Annotated in this window: 9 protein-coding genes; 6 read left to right on the top strand and 3 right to left on the bottom strand. The window is 71.4% G+C overall.

What is annotated here, in order from left to right; all coding sequences use genetic code 11:
• Positions 1–55 precede the first annotated feature (55 nt).
• From aroA to ACF073_RS12060, 4 genes are all read left to right on the top strand, one after another.
• Positions 56–3,061, top strand: a complete 3,006-nt coding sequence (gene aroA / locus ACF073_RS12075; RefSeq protein ID WP_392068860.1) for a 3-phosphoshikimate 1-carboxyvinyltransferase — start codon at positions 56–58, stop codon at positions 3,059–3,061.
• An 80-nt stretch (positions 3,062–3,141) separates the two neighbouring features.
• Positions 3,142–4,311 (top strand): acyl-CoA dehydrogenase family protein, encoded by a 1,170-nt coding sequence (locus ACF073_RS12070; protein ID WP_392068859.1) that lies wholly within the window; start codon positions 3,142–3,144, stop codon positions 4,309–4,311.
• The gene (locus ACF073_RS12065) at positions 4,308–5,147 is read left to right on the top strand and encodes an SDR family oxidoreductase (protein WP_392068858.1); all 840 of its coding nucleotides are present in this window, start codon (positions 4,308–4,310) and stop codon (positions 5,145–5,147) included. The genes ACF073_RS12070 and ACF073_RS12065 overlap by 4 nt, the downstream gene beginning before the upstream one ends.
• Positions 5,148–5,176: 29 nt before the next feature.
• Complete coding sequence (locus tag ACF073_RS12060) at positions 5,177–7,276, top strand: FAD-dependent oxidoreductase (protein ID WP_392068856.1); 2,100 nt, start codon at positions 5,177–5,179, stop codon at positions 7,274–7,276.
• 54 nt (positions 7,277–7,330) lie between these two features.
• Here the strand turns inward: ACF073_RS12060 and ACF073_RS12055 are convergent, their stop codons facing one another.
• Positions 7,331–10,120, bottom strand: coding sequence for a LuxR C-terminal-related transcriptional regulator (locus tag ACF073_RS12055; protein WP_392068855.1), 2,790 nt, complete (start codon positions 10,118–10,120; stop codon positions 7,331–7,333).
• 986 nt (positions 10,121–11,106) lie between these two features.
• Between ACF073_RS12055 and ACF073_RS12050 the strand changes: the two genes are divergently transcribed.
• On the top strand, positions 11,107–11,769 hold the full coding sequence (locus ACF073_RS12050) for a DUF4230 domain-containing protein (protein ID WP_392068853.1): 663 nt from the start codon (positions 11,107–11,109) through the stop codon (positions 11,767–11,769).
• Between the two features lie 28 nt (positions 11,770–11,797).
• Here ACF073_RS12050 and ACF073_RS12045 read toward each other — a convergent pair whose 3' ends face one another.
• Both ACF073_RS12045 and ACF073_RS12040 read right to left on the bottom strand, forming a co-directional pair.
• The gene (locus tag ACF073_RS12045) at positions 11,798–12,376 is read right to left on the bottom strand and encodes a class F sortase (RefSeq protein ID WP_392068851.1); all 579 of its coding nucleotides are present in this window, start codon (positions 12,374–12,376) and stop codon (positions 11,798–11,800) included.
• Positions 12,377–12,478: 102 nt separating this feature from the next.
• Positions 12,479–12,952: a sortase gene (locus ACF073_RS12040; protein ID WP_392068849.1), complete on the bottom strand. Its 474-nt coding sequence runs from the start codon at positions 12,950–12,952 to the stop codon at positions 12,479–12,481.
• Between the two features lie 1,086 nt (positions 12,953–14,038).
• Between ACF073_RS12040 and ACF073_RS12035 the strand changes: the two genes are divergently transcribed.
• The gene (locus tag ACF073_RS12035) at positions 14,039–15,442 is read left to right on the top strand and encodes a hypothetical protein (RefSeq protein WP_392068847.1); all 1,404 of its coding nucleotides are present in this window, start codon (positions 14,039–14,041) and stop codon (positions 15,440–15,442) included.
• Positions 15,443–15,568: the final 126 nt, after the last annotated feature.

Below are 15,568 nucleotides of genomic sequence, written 5' to 3'. Positions count from 1 at the left end.
CCGATTCCGTTTCCTGCCTCGGCCTCCTGCCCATTGCCAGGGAGTAATAGGACCCATGCACCTTCTCGTCAACGGAATTCACCACCGGGTCACCGGTGAGATTCTTGTCCCGAACTCGAAATACCACGCGCACCGTGCACTGATACTCGCCTCGCTCGCCGAGGGCGTCAGCCGCGTCCACGGTCTGTCCGACGCCCGGCACGTCGAGTACACGGTGCGGCTGCTGCGCGACCTCGGTGTGAAGATCACCCGGGAGGGCGACACCTTCGTGGTGCGGGGTCTCGGCGGCCGGTACCGGCCGCGCCGCGAGGCGGTGTCCGCCGGCAGCTCCGGCACCACGCTGTACTTCATGATCGGCCTGGCCTCCCTGTCGGACCGCCCCGTGTCGGTGACCGGGCAGAAGTACTTCAGGCGGCGCCCGGTCGGCCCCCTGCTGCGCGCCCTCGAACAGATGGGGGTCCAGCTGGAGTCGGCCGACGACTGCCCGCCTGTCCAGGTGCGGGCCAGCCGGCCCACAGGGGGCCGCGTCACCATCGCGGGAACCCTGTCCCAGTGGGTGTCCGGCCTGATCCTGCTGGCCCCGTTCGCCACGCGGCACACCACCATCGAGGTGGAGGGCGAACTCAACGAGCGCCCCTACCTGGAACTGACCGTGGCCATGATGCGGCAGTTCGGCCTCCGGGTCACCGTCTCCGAGGACTGGCGGCGCTTCGACATCGAACCGGGCCAGCGGGCCCGCCCCGTCGAGCTGACACTGCCGCCGGACATCGGCTCGGCCGCGTTCGGCATCGCGACCGCCGCGCTGCACCCCAGCGACGTGCTGCTGCGCGGGATCACCACGCTGGAGGGCGGCCCGGCCGACCACCCCGAGTTCCACTTCCTCGACGTCGCACGCTCCATGGGCGTCCCGATGGAGATCGACGAGGCGGCCGGCGGACTGCGTATCCGGCAGGACGCGCCGCGGCTCACCGCGGTCGACGTCGACTGCCGCGACATCCCTGACATGCTGCCGATCCTGTCGGCCCTCGCCACCTTCGCGGACGGCGAGTCGGTGTTCCGCAACATCGCGCACACCCGGCTCAAGGAGTCCGACCGCGCCGCCGCCATGCTCCAGCTCAACGCCATGGGCGGCCGCCTCGACCTGTCGGACGACGCGCTGCGGGTGCGCGGCGTGGCCGGTCTGACCGGCGCCAAGCTGTCCTCGTTCAACGACCACCGCGTCCTGATGTCGCTCGCGGTGGCGTCGTCGCGGGCCCGGGGGCATTCGACGCTGACGTATCCCCACGCGTACCGCATCTCGTATCCGACGTTCCTCGACGCGATGAACACCCTCACCGTGCCCATGTCGGTGGAGGACGGCTCGGCGGCCTCGGCCGGGGACCGTGCCGCGCCGACGGAGCCCGAGGCCGTCGGTCCCGAGGCGGCCTCGCGGGTCACCCTGCCGGAGTGGCTGCGCCGACGCGCCGAGTCCCGGCCCGAGGACACGGCCGTCGTGGACGTGCGCTCCGACCGCGACGAGGTGATCACCTGGAGCGAGCTGGCCGAGCGGGTGGACCGCGCCGCGGCCCTGCTGCTGCGGCTCGGTGTGCGACCGGGCGAGAACGTGGCGTACCAGCTGCCGAACCGGGTCGAGTTCGTGGTGCTGTCGCTGGCGGCCCTGCGCATCGGGGCCGTGTGCTGCCCGGTGATCCCGTTCTTCCGCAAGCGCGAGCTGGGTTTCGTCCTCAGGCGCTCCGCGGCGCGGGTGCTGGTCGTGGCGGACCGGCACCGCTCGCGCCGGCCGGCCGAGGAGGCACTCGAACTGGTCGCCGAGAACGGGCCGGACCTGGCTCTGGAGCATGTGGTGGTGCTGGGTGCCGCGGGCGGCTCCGCCCAGCTGCCCGAGCCCCAGGCGGCCGGGACGACCGTGCACGACTGGGAGCAGGCGCTGGCGGCGACCGTGGTCGACCGCGCGGCCCTGGACTTACTCGCGCCGGCACCGGAGATGACGGCGCAGCTCCTGTTCACCTCGGGCACCACCAGCGAGCCCAAGGGCGTCACGCAGCCCACCCGCAACCTGGTCAGGGCCGTCGCCATGGAGATCGGGCACCTCGGGCTCGGCAAGCAGGACGCGATCTGGGTGCCGTCACCGCTCGCCCACCAGACGGGCTTCCTGTACGGCATGGTGCTCGCCCTCGTGCTCGGCGTGCCGCAGGTCCTGCAGCCCGAGTGGGACGCCAAGCGGGCCCTGCAGTCGCTCAACGACCACCGGGCGACGTTCGTACAGGCCGCGACGCCGTTCCTGTCCGACCTGGTGAAAGCCGTGGAGGAGAGCGGGGAGACCCCGCGGCACCTGCGGATATTCGTGGCGACGGGGGCCATGGTGCCGCGCGGCCTCGCGGAGCGGGCCGGGCGGGTGCTGGGCACCGACGTGTGCGGGGCCTTCGGCACCACCGAGACCTGTCTGGGCGCACTGTCGTCACCCGGCGACGAGCCCCGGCAGCGCTGGGGGTCCGACGGCCGCGCGCTGGACGGCATCGAGCTGCGGATCACCGACGACGAGGGGCTCGTGCTGCCCGCGGGCGAGGAGGGCAACTTCGAGCTGCGCTCCCCCACCGTCTTCGACGGCTACCTGGAGCGTCCCGACCTGACGTCCCAGGCGTTCACCGAGGACGGCTGGTACCGCACGGGCGATCTGGCGACGATCGACGCCGAGGGCTACCTGCGGATCACCGGACGGGTGAAGGACGTGATCAACCGCGGCGGCGAGAAGATCCCCGTAGCGGAGATCGAGCAACTGCTGTTCGGGCACCCCGCGGTGGACGACATCGCGGTGGTGGCCATGCCGGACGAGCGCCTCGGCGAACGCGCCTGCGCCTTCGTGGTCCCGGCCGGCGAGGCGGAGCTGACCTTCGAGGAGATGCGGCGGTACCTCGACGGCCACGACGTGGCCAAGCAGTACTGGCCGGAGCGCCTGGAGCGGATCGACGCCCTGCCGCGCAACCCGATCGGCAAGGTGAAGAAGTTCGAACTGCGGGCGCTGGCCCGTGGTTTGCGGCCGCACGAGGCGAGCGCCACCTGACCCCGCCCGTCCCCTCCCGGTGCCCGCCGGGGCGGGACGGACAGCAGACCCGAACGACGGAACGAGAACAGAGGCGGCACATGACGGACAACCAGCGGTTCCACGAGCTGCGCACCCAGGTCGAACAGTGGGTGGAGGGACCCGGTGAGCAGTGGGCCGAACGCATCGAGGAGACCGGGCAGGTGCCCGAGGAGCTGTGGGCCGAGCTGAACGCCCTGGGGTTCCTGCGGATCGCCGCTCCCGAGGAGTACGGCGGCCTGGGCCTCGGCTTCGCGCGCTGGATGGAGCTGATGGAGATCTTCTCCCGCTCGCACGGCTCCGTGCGCATGATCGTGCACGTGGTCAACGGCATCTGGCGATCGATGGACGGCCACGCCGACGACGAGCAGCGCAAGCGCTTCGTCATCCCCTCGATCACCGGCGAGATCAAGATCGCCTTCACCCTCACCGAGCCGGGCAACGGCACCGGCGCCGACATCACCACGTCGGTGGTGCGCGAGGGCGACACCTACTACCTCTCGGGGCGCAAGCACCTGATCACCTTCGGGGTGCGCTGCGACTACTACCTGCTGGCCGCGCGGGTCGAGGGCAGCACCGGACACGAGGGCACGGTGGCCCTGCTGGTGCCGCGCAACGCCCCGGGCGTCACGGTCGAGGACACCTCCAACACCATGGGCGTCACGGGTACCGACCACGCGTCGCTGGCCTTCGACCGCACCCCGGTGCCGGTGGACCACCGTCTGGGCGCGGAGGGCCAGGGCCTGGAGGTGTTCCTCGGCGGCTTCCTCACACCGTCCCGGATCTCCGTGGCGATGAGCTGTGTCGGGCTCGCGCAGCGCGCTCAGCAGCTGGCCGTCGAGTACGCCAGCAGCCGCGTCACCTTCGGCAAGACGCTCACCCAGCGCCAGGCCATCCAGTTCATGCTGGCCGAGAACGCGGCGGACATCGAGGCCGCGCGCCAGCTGGTCCTGCACGCGGCACGCCGCTTCGAGGAGGGCGCCGACGACGCGTCCATGCAGTCGTCGATGGCGAAGATGCACGCGGTGACGATGCTGACGAACGTCACCGACAAGGCACTCCAGGTGCACGGCGGACTCGGATACTGGAAGTCGCAGAAGATCGAGCGGGTGTACCGCGACGCGCGTGCCCAGCGTTTCGAGGAGGGCACCAACGAGGTCCAGAAGGCCGTGGTCTTCCGCGAGCTGCTCCAGCGTGCCACGTCCCGGGACGGAGAAGGAACGATCCGATGAACAGCCCCCAGCAGCAGACGCCCGACCGCCGGCAGGTCTCCCTGATCACCGGGGCCTCGCGCGGCATCGGCCGCACCCTGGCCCTCACCCTGGCCCGCCGGGGCGGCACCGTGGTCGTCAACTACAAGAAGAACGCCGACCTGGCGCAGAAGACCGTCGCCGAGGTCGAGGAGGCCGGTGGCCAGGGCTTCGCGGTCCAGGCGGACGTCGAGACCAGCGAGGGCGTCACGGCGCTGTTCGACGAGGTCGCGCAGCGCTGCGGCCGGCTCGACCACTTCGTCTCCAACGCGGCGGCGAGCGCGTTCAAGAACATCGTGGATCTCGGCCCGCACCACCTGGACCGCTCGTACGCGATGAACCTGCGGCCCTTCGTGCTCGGGGCGCAGCAGGCCGTGAAGCTGATGGACAACGGCGGGCGGATCGTCGCGCTGTCCTCCTACGGCTCGATCCGTGCCTACCCCACCTACGCGATGCTCGGCGGTATGAAGGCCGCCATCGAGTCATGGGTGCGGTACATGGCGGTGGAGTTCGCTCCCTACGGCATCAACGTGAACGCGGTCAACGGCGGTCTGATCGACTCCGATTCGCTGGAGTTCTTCTACAACGTCGAGGGCATGCCGCCCATGCAGGGCGTCCTCGACCGCATCCCCGCGCGCCGGCCGGGCACCGTGCAGGAGATGGCCGACACCATCGCGTTCCTGCTCGGCGAGGGGGCGGGCTACATCACCGGGCAGACCCTCGTCGTCGACGGCGGGCTCAGCGTCGTCGCGCCGCCGTTCTTCGCGGACGCGGGTGAGGCGCTGGAGCTGCCGCCCCGGCCGACGCGGGACGCCTGACCGGAAGAGCCGACAGGAGGGGGCGGCAGGTGTTGGACCACGTCTTCAGGCCGTGCGTGATCGGCGGCCTGACGGTGCCGCACCGCATCGTCATGGGTGCCATGCACCTGAATCTGGAGACCCTGGACGACGGGGGCGCGGCCCTGGCCGCGTTCTACACGGAGCGGGTGCGGGGCGGTGCCGGCCTGATCGTCACCGGCGGCTCCGCGGTGGACGCCGCGGGTTCCGGGGGCCCCGGTTACGGGGTGCTCGACGACGAGGACCACCGGTCGGTGCTGCGCCGGGCCGCCCGCGCGGTGCACGATGCCGGAGGTCTCATCGCCCTCCAGCTCTTCCACGCCGGGCGGTACGCGCTGCCCGGCACTGCCGGTGCGGACGGCGCGGGCCCCCTGGCGCCGTCCGCCGTGTACAGCCGGTTCTCCCGCAGCACTCCGCGGGAGATGACCGGGCGGCAGATCGGCGAGACCGTCGCCGCCTTCGCCCGGGGGGCGGTGGCGGCGTACGAGCTGGGCTTCGACGCCGTCGAGGTGATGGGCTCCGAGGGCTATCTGGTCAACCAGTTCACCGCGCCCCTCACCAACCGCCGCGACGACGCCTGGGGCGGTGACGCCGAGCGGCGGCGGCGCTTCCCGGTCGAGGTGCTGCGGGCCGTGCGGTCCGCGGTGGGACCGGGCTTCCCTGTGCTCTTCCGGATGTCGGGCGCCGATCTCGTCGCCGACGGCACTCCCTGGGAGGAGACGGCCGCGCTGGCCGTCGCGCTGGCCGACGCCGGCGCCGACGCGCTCGCGGTGGGCGTCGGCTGGCACGAGTCCCCGGTGCCGACCGTGCAGGCGCAGGTGCCGGCCGGGACGTGGGCCGGGTACGCGCAGCAGGTCAAGCGGGCACTGCGGACGGCGGGGCACGACACGGTGCCCGTCATCGCCTCGAACCGTTTCAATCAGCTCGCGCAGGCCGAGGAGGTGCTGGCCGGGGGCGACATCGATCTGGTGGCCATGGCCCGCCCGTTCCTCGCGGATCCGGCCATCGTCGACAAGTCCCGTACGGGATCGAGCGCGTCGGTGGACCTCTGCATTGCCTGCAACGAGGCCTGCATCGACCGGTCGTTCGGCACCGAGCGGGTGTCCTGCCTGGTCAATCCGCGGGCGGGCCACGAACACGACTTCCCGGCCCGCCGGTCCCCCGCGCACCGCGGCCGGTACGCCGTGATCGGCGCCGGACTCGCGGGGCTCGAAGCGGCCCGCACCCTGGCGGGACTCGGGCACAAGGTCGAGGTGTACGAGGCGGCGGACGAGCCGGGCGGACAGTTCCGGCTGGCGGCCCGGGTGCCGGGCAAGGCCGACTTCGGTGCGACCGTACGACAGCGCGCGCTGGAACTCGACGGTCTGAACGTGCCCGTGTACCTGGGGCACCGGATCGGTCCGCGGGACCTGCCGCTCCTGCGCACCATGGACGGGGTGGTCCTCGCCACCGGGGTCCGCCCCCGTCGGCCGGACCTGCCCGGCGTCGACCTGCCGCATGTGCTGGACTACGTCCAGGCGTTCGCCGACCCCGACGCGCTCGGTCCGCGTGTCGCCGTCATCGGCGGCGGCGGCATCGCCGTGGACCTGGCCCACCTCCTCGCCTGCGGCTCCTCCCCCGCCCTCACCCCGGAGGAGTTCCTCGCCTCCCGCGCCATCACCGCGCCGTCTCAGGCGGCTCCGGTGCGACGGACCGCATCCGCCCCGGCAGGTGCTTCCCGGCAGGTCACGGTGATGCGGCGCGGCGGCAGGATCGGCACCGGGATCGGCGCCTCCACCCGGTGGGTGGTCATGGAGGAGCTGCGCGCCGCCTCGGTGCGCCTGCTCACCGGTGTCGGGTACGAGGAGATCACCCGGTACGGTGTCGTCGTCGTCGAAGCCGGCGGGGAACGGCGGTTGGTGGCCGCCGACCATGTCGTCCTCGCCACGGGTCAGGAGAGCCGACGCGATGTCGTCGCCGTGCTCCGCCAGGCCGAAGTCCCCTTCGAGATCGCGGGCGGCGCCGCGGACGCCCGGGCGCTCAACGCCGTACGGGCCACCGCGCAGGGTCTGCGCGCCGCCCACCGCATCGTGGAGCGGACCTCGTCGCCGGGGCCGGGGCGAAGCGGGTAGACGAGGATCCGGAGGTTCCCGGGCCGGTGCGGGGCGTGGCGCCGGCCGGGGGGATCAGCCGGAGTCACTGCGCAGGTAGCCCGGCAGACTCTGACGGTTCTTCACGGACAGTTTGCGGTAGACCCGCGTCAGATGCTGCTCGACCGTACTGGGCGTGATGAACAGCTTCTCCGCGATCTCCCGGTTGGTGTACCCCATGACCGCCATCGAGGCGATCCTGCGCTCGGAGTTGGTCAGCGAGGCGATGGCCGTCGTCCGCTCCTCGTCCTCCGTCAGACCCGCCTCGGCGCTGGTGTCCGGCAGCAGCTCCCGGCACAGGGGTTCCGCCTGACAGAGGTGCGCCACTCTCCAGGCGCGGCGGATGATGACCCGCGCCCGTCGGTGTTTGCCCAGCGCGTGGTAGGCCCGTCCCAGGTCGGACAGGGTCCTGGCCAGCTCGTAGGTGTGGCCGTCCGCCTCCAGGAGGTCGGCGGCCTCCCCGAGCAGGCGGGGGCGTTGCCCCAGCGAGCTGAACACGGCCATGAGCCGCAGGGCGAGCGCCCGGCTGACGGTGTCCTCCGGCCCGGGAAGGGTCAACTGCTCCTTCATCAGGCGCTTGGCCTGGTCCCGGTTGCCTTGCAGCAGCCATGCCTCGGCCGCGCTGCTCCGCCAGGGCACGATGCCGGGCAGGTCCAGGCCCCACTTGCCCATGAGTTCGCCGCAGGAGAGGAAGTCCCCGAGCGCCGCGCGCGTCCGGTTCATGGCCAGGTAGTAGTGCCCGCGGGCATACAGGTAGTGCAGTCCGTACCTGCTCTGGAACATCTCCTCGGGGACACTCCGGTTGACGAGCGCCGCGGCATCGTCGAACTCCCCCATCCGGGTGTGGGCCAGGATCAGTGTGCCCAGCGGCAGGCCGACAGCGGTGCCCCACCCCTGTATCGACACATGCTCCAGGGCCGACGTGCCTCGCTTCACCGCCTCCCGGAGATCGCCTCGGCGCAGCCGGATCTCCGCCTCGGCGGCGTCCAGGACGCCTTGCCACATCGGGGACAGGCGCCCGTTGTGGCGTTCGTCCAGGCTCCGGCACCGGTTGGCCGCGTCGCTGAGCCGGCCGCTGTAGACGAGCGACATCAGTGCGAGCAGCGTCGCTTCCTCGGCCCAGGGGGCGTTGTGGTTGAGGTCGAGCTGACCGAGGACGTGCGAGGCCCACTCCTGTGTCTCGCCGGTGCGCCTGCGGACGAGGCCCCCGGAGAGCGCACCGATCGACTGCAGCCAGAAGCTCCGGCCGCGGGTGGTGGGTGCTCCCTCGGGACCGGTGGGCACAGGCCCGCTCTGCACCCGTCCCGCGAGGGGCGGGTAGGTGCAGGCCAGCCACACCTCCATGTCGTGCATGTCGGCCGGCTGCTTCGGCGTGCCGGACCCGGCCGCGAGTCCCGTGGCCGTTGGCCGCGCCGCCCGCTTGCGGAGCAGCGACAGGATCTCGGCGGCCTCCGGCGTGCGGTGCAGCCAGAGCAGCTGCCGCACGAGCAGCATGGTCTCGTGGGGGTCCAGTTGATCGTTGCGAACCGCCTCGGTGAGCGCTGTCAGATGCCGCAGCGACGCGGAGGGGTTGAGCTGCCATTCGGCCTGGGCGAGCCTGGCCCTGACCTCCCAGCGGTCCCTCTCGTTCGTGCACGACTGCTGCGCCGAGTTCAGGTACCGCAGGGCGCGCTGCACCTCGCCGTGGAGCAGTGCCTCCGCGGACGCGTCCAGCAGCACGCGGAGCGCCCAGGGCTCCGCCGCCTGGCCTGCATCGGAGAGGTGGCGGGCGACGTCGGCCGCCGGAGCACCCTGGTTGTAGAGCAGGCGCGCGGCCCGGTGGTGCAGTTGCTCCCGGTCCGCCGGGGGCAGGTCGTCCAGCACCGTGCGCGCGGCCAGCGCGTGCCGGAACCGGCCGACCCACAGCAGCCCGGCCTCGGTCATGGTGCGCAGCGTCCGCTCGACGGTGCCCGCGTCCGTGTCGACCAGGGCCCCGAGTTCCTCCGCCGAGGCGCCGTCGCCGTAGACCGCCATGGCGCGGGCGACCCGCAGTGTGTGGGGCTCGCTGCGGTGCAGGCAGTTCAACAGCGCGCGTCCGTAGCCTTGTTGGCGGACCTCGCCGGCGAGTTGCTCGTCGTGTATCAGCGCGTCGAGCAGCAGGGGGTTGCCGCCGCTGTAGGTGGTGAAGGTCTCGCTCAGCTCGCGGGCCGCCCCCGCGCCGAGGCGCAGGTCGATCAGGGTGCGTACGGCCTGCGGGGACAGCGGGGTGAGCCGGGCGGACACGACGGAGGGCTGGCGCTGGAGTTCGGCATGGAACGGGCGGTGGGTCCCGCACGGCTCCGCGCGTTCGGTGAACACCATCAGGAGGGGTGCCGAGCCGAGCCGGCGGACCAGGTACGACAGGCACTGCTGCGACGCGGCGTCCATGTGGTCGATGTCGTCCACGCACACCACGACCGGTGCGGTGGCGGCCAGTTCGACGACGGGCAGGAAGAGGTCGTACCAGATGTCGGCCCTGTTGCGCTCCACGGCCTCGTGCATGCTCTCGGCCCGGGTCGACCCCATGAGGCGGCGCAGCACCGGTGAGATGCGGCCCCGCAGTTCCGGGGGGAGCGCCGGGCTGTCGAACAGCTGGCTGAGGGCGCCGAACGGCAGGTCCCGCTCCTCGGCACAGCAGACGGCGTTCAGCGTGATGAACCCGACGGACTGGGCGTGCTCCGTGACTTCGCGCAGGAACTCCGTCTTGCCCGCGCCCACGGTGCCCTCCAGCAGGAAGACCTGCCCCGCCGTCGGCTGCGGGGCCGCCAACCACGCCCGGACGCGGTCGAGTTGTTCGTCGCGCTCCATCAATACGGTTCCCCGTGTTCCGAGCGAACCGGAACCAGCGGGCGGAGCCACCGGCGGCATCCCCTTCATCATGCCTCCTCCCGCGTCACATTCGGACTGTCAGCATTCCGCACCGCCTGAGCGGACCCCACGGATAAGGAGTTCATGCATCTCCCTGAGTGACTGTTCACACAGTTCCAGGTGACACATTAACCCGATCAACAACCCTTTCGATAGTGACGCATTTTGTACGCACGACGATCACATAGGACAGCCACAGCGGCCCCGTTCGTCGTGCTGCGGCCCCGGTCAGGCGCCTGCGGATACCATCGCGGCCAACTTTTCAACGAGATTGACGGGGTGTTTTCGGACTATGGAGCGCGGACCGGAGGGGCCGGCACCGAAATGAATCATGGGGAAATACTCCCCATGAAACAGTCAAGATCGAAACGTTTCAACAAGGTTTCGGGGTCCGGGATGCCTGATTTTCAATCGCTTGTTGATCATTTAAGAATGAGATACGGAGTCCGCGACTGACCCGAAGTCAGCCCGCAAGGCGGAACGAGACGCGCGCCGGCGCCGCCGCCGCCCGCACCCGTGCCACCGGCCTCGACCTGGACCGTCCGGCGTACGTCCGTCGGCTCCGGGCCCGCCTTTCCTCGCCGCGCGGATCGTCGCCCTGGTGCCACTCGGCGACGCTGCGCATCGTGGCCCTGCGCTCGTCGTCGTACCGGTCCCCGCCGGGATCGCCGGGGGCGGCGAAGCGGACTCAGCTCGCGTGCGTGTCGGGTGGCGAGGTCCGCGGGCGGCTCGCCGGGAACGAGCGGGGCGGCGGGGCCGGACAGGATCCCCGCGTACGCGCGGGGCACGCCGACGTGCCCCGGGCGGCGCTCGGCCTCGGCCGCCCGCCCCTCGATCGCGTCCGGATACGGGCGCCATTCGGCCAACGCGAGGGTCTGGAAAGGCGAGGGGCGGGAATCCGACGGTCAGGAAGGAGGACCGTCGACATGACGACGTCCGTCACGAGACCGCCCCGGCGCATGCCCGGCTGGGCAAAGCTGCTCACGGCGTTCGTGCTGGTGCTCGCGGTGCTGTTCGCGGGGATCCGGCTGGCCGTGCTCCCGGGCATCAAGGACCTGTTCGGCACCGAGACGCACGACCGCTCGGGACCCGCGCTCCTCAAATCCATCCAGGACATGAGCCATTACGAGGCTGCCTCCGGCACCTTCCAGGTCGTCGTGGACCTGGAGAAGAACGCCAAGTACCTCCCCGACGCCATCCGAGGCACCCGCACCCTGTACGTCGGCGCGGGCACCGTGGACGCCTACGTGGACCTCGGCCGGGTCGGCGAGAGGGACGTGAAGGTCGACGGCGACCGCACCTCCGCCACCCTCCGGCTCCCGCACGCCCAGCTCGGCCGGCCGGCCCTGGACCCCGACCACTCCTACGCCGTGTCCAAGCAGCGTGGCCTGCTCGACCGGCTCGGCGACCTGTTCTCCGACAACCCCAACAGCGAGCAGGCCGTGCAGAAACTCGCGGTACGGCACATCGGCGACGCCGCGAAGGACAGCGGTCTGACCGCACGGGCCGAGACCAACACCACCGCCATGCTGCAGGGCCTCCTGCGCTCGCTCGGCTTCAAGGAGGTACACGTCTCGTACACGGCCTGAGCCACACGGCCGGCCGCTTCCCCGCCGGTCACGTCATCGCGGTGAGCGCCGCGTAGACGACGACGTTGCCCAGGTAGCCGGTGCGCTTGCTGTAGCCGCCGCCGCAGGTGATCAACCGGAGTTCGGGCCGGCCGGAACTGCCGTACACCTTCTTGCTGGGGAACTTCGCCCTGTCGTACAGCTCGACGGCTCGGACGGTGAACACCGCTGTCCGCCGGTCCGCCCGGGTGATCTCGACGGTGGCGCCCTTGGTCAGGGTGCTGAGGTCGTAGAAGACTCCGGGTGCGCCGGTGGGTGTGTCCACATGCCCGGCGACGACGGCGGTTCCCGCCGAACCGGGAGCCGTGCCGTCGCCGTACCAGCCGGCGTAGCCGGGTTCGCCGGGCGGTGGTGTCCGCAGGGCCCCGGCCGCGTCGAGGCCCACTCGTGTCATCGGGGCATTGACCCCGATGGCCGCGATCCGTAGCCGGACCGGGTCCGCAGGGGGCAGCGCACGGGCCGTGGAGCGGCTGAGATCGGCGGAGACGGAGAGGGCCTGGGCCGCCGACGGCCGCGGTGGCTTCTCGCCGTGCACCCCGCTGATCAGCATCACCGCGCCTACCGTCATCACGCAGCACAGAAGGCGCACCGCGGGGACGAACGGATCTCGGGGAGTGCCGGTGTGATGTCCGGGTGCCGTCACGGTCGGGCTCTGGCTCATGTCGGACGGTCAGGTCCGGTTGCCGTTCGGGCGGCGGCACATCCAGAGCACGCCCCCGGCGGCGACCGTGAAGAGCAGCCCGCCGCCCACGGCGAGCCCCATGTCCGTGTCCTCGGCCGGCCCGAAGCCGGCGCCGACCGACCCGTTCGGGGGGAGGCCGGTGACCTGGTACGTTTCCTTGACCATGGTCAGTGGCGGACACTTCAGGGTCACTGTGTCGCTGCCCGGCTTGGCCCCTTCCGGGATCTGGAACTGGCCGGTGAGCACCCCCTTTTCGTCGCCTTCGAAGAGGTGGAACTCCCCTGCCACGTCCGAGAAGCCCTTGCCGTAGTCCGCGTCGGCGTCGCAGGCCCGCGTACTGACCGTGACCGTGGCACCCGGGTAGGCGTTCCACGGCTCGATACTGACATCCGAGTCGTCAGCGGCGGCGGACGGGATCTGCAGTCCGAGGGCACCGAGAGCCAGTCCGATTCCTGCACCCATGTGTCTGTACCGCATGCGAATCCTCCAAGGAACAGTGTCCGACCGGTCTGCGCTTGCTGTGTTCCACTCACGAGGCAACCGACAGTCCGTCAGGTCCGCAACCTGACGGTTCGCCACATGTGTCGCCCAGTCAGGTTCCGCTGCCCTCCCTCCTGATCGCTTGCGCAGGTCAGCGACGTGACGACGGTCGATATCGATCACCCGGCGCTCCGTCGCCATTACGGTGAAAGCCGCCCGGCCGGTCCCGTCGGACACGGTCCGCCGCAGGCAGCGGTGCCTGGGGCGCCGGCTCCCCGAGGGCCGGCCGCCGCGCACGGCTCGCGTGCCGACGGCACCCTCCGTGGACGCGTACGCGCACGCTTGCACGACCACCGCGCAGTTCCGGCAACCTTTGGTCCCCGCCCGGTGGCTCAACCGGCTGCCGTCCCGATGCGAGGAACACCCCGGGACCGCGGCGACGCCCCGCTCACACCGTCCTGCGCGACACCGCCCGCCGCCGGGCCCCGCCCGCGGGCGCCACGGCCGGCGACCCGTGATGAACGCCCGTCCTCCGTTCCGCACGGGCGCCGAGTCCCACCGCCGGTCACCTACGGACAGACCAGCTCTCGCCCACGGCGTGGGCTGAGCGACTCGCTCGCCACGGCCGGCGTCGATCGGAGCCGGCAGACGGAATCCGACAGTCCAGTGCTTCGGCCATGGCGTGTTTCCCATGCACGGCCGGCCGGCCGTGCCGTCCCTTCAGCCGGCACCACGCCCCGCGTCCGATGCTGGGAGCCGGCGGCGGCCCATGCCCCCTGCCGTGCTGGTGAGTTCCCGGAACACCTATAACCTCAGACACCGGTGATTGTCCGAAACCGCCTGCACACATGCGAATACACGCGTTAGAGTCAGTGCTCGGACCCGGGTCGTCGCTTGTACCGACGGCACCAGTCGAATCAGGCTTCCACGCTGTCCGGAGATGCGATTGCACCGCGCCCACCAGCAGCTCCCCTCCTCGTCTGCCGTCAACTCCGGCTGACCGCGCACCGTTGGAGCTTCCCTATGACAGCCGTCCAGGCATCCGCGTTTGCCGTTCCCCGTGACTTCTTGTGCGAGCACTCGAGCAGCAAGAGCCGGGTACTCGTCCTGCTGGCACACCCGGCCGGGCCCACCTGTCTGCAGACCGTCCTGACCTGCCGCGACGCGCTCCTGGCCCAGCATGCTGCGCTCTTACTCTCCCTCTCCGCTCTCCATGGCGCCCTCACCCCGCGCCAGCAGGACACGGCGCACATGGTCGTCACGGGTTTGCCGGACGCCCCCGCCGCCTCCTTCCGGCAGGCTCTTGAGCGGGCTTGTGCCGGTGTATGGCCCATCAACGCCGCCACGATGTTCGCGTGGCCTTCCGGCGCCTGCGTCGACTGGGGACGGGAGAGCGGCCAGGAGGAGGAGCTGCCCATTTCCGCGACCCGCTCGCCGGCCGATGCCCGGCTGGCCGAGCTGTCCGGTCCGGTGGTCCGGGTGGCGCAGTTGCGTGAGTTCCATGTGTACGACCAGGCCAAGGTGCTCAACGCCGCGACGGCCGGCGGCTGGGAGCCGCTGCCGGACGAGGAACTGGGCGAGGAGGATCCGGACGACGTGGTGGGCGCCGTCATGTTCGCCGCCGAGACGACCGGCGAGCTGCCCGGGATGGACTGCCTGACGGACGCGCAGGAGGGCCATCTGCTGCTGTCTGCGCGCGGAGACGAAGTGGCCGACTGGTCCCCCGAGCCCGTCCACGTCGACTTCGGGACGGGCTGGCGGCTGCGCCGGGCCGCCAACCCGTACGCGGCGGCCCAGCGCATGGCCGAGGCGTCCGTCGCGCGCGAGGAGCCGCAGCCGGACTTCGCCTCCCTCTTCCCCTGCCCCGCCGCCTGCGGCTGCGAGAAGGACGACTGCGAGAAGTGCAGCTGGTGGCTCACCCCGCGCACGGCCGACCGGCTCTTCGGCGCGCTCGTGTGGCTGGCGGACACGGCGTACGACGACGTGGAAGAGCTGCAGGACCGGCCCGTGCTGGAGGAGGACGACGGCACCTGGGGCTTCTTCTCCCGGCTGCCGCGGGTCACCTGGCGCCAGAGCCGGCAGTGGCGGCGTGGCCTGGCCCGTGCGTGCGACGACCTGGCCGGCGACCTGGCGCGCGGCAAGTGGCCCCACCCCACCTGCGCGGCCGAGGAGATGGTTCTGCATCTCGCCCTCGACGACGCACCCGAGGGCGCGGATTTCGGTGAGGACAGCCCGTCCCACGCGACCCTGCCCACACACCGCGACGACTACGACTTCGACGCCTGCGCGGAGTTGTTCTTCCAGGATCACGACGTACTGTGGCTGTACGACCGGCGCTACAGCGATACCCCGGACGCCGCGGGGACCGGCGCTGGAGTCTGCCCCATCCCAGCCGCCCTGCAACCGGATCAGTGGTTCGAGGACTTCCTCAACGTGCACCCGCGCTCCGCTGAACGCGGGTTCCGCCGCTGAAGCAGGATCACCCGGTCTGCCCGCCGAGCCGGCCGGGCGGGAGGCGATGCGGCCGGGGGCCCGGCCGGCACATCAGACCGACGGAATTCAGCTGGCGTGCCGTGGCCCGGGCCGCGTCCGATCTCT

Origin of the sequence: Streptomyces sp. NPDC015171, from assembly GCF_043079545.1 — a bacterium.
In the GTDB taxonomy this organism is placed as follows: domain Bacteria; phylum Actinomycetota; class Actinomycetes; order Streptomycetales; family Streptomycetaceae; genus Streptomyces.
Note: the sequence above shows the minus strand (reverse complement) of the source record. Positions and strands in the feature narration are given on the sequence as shown.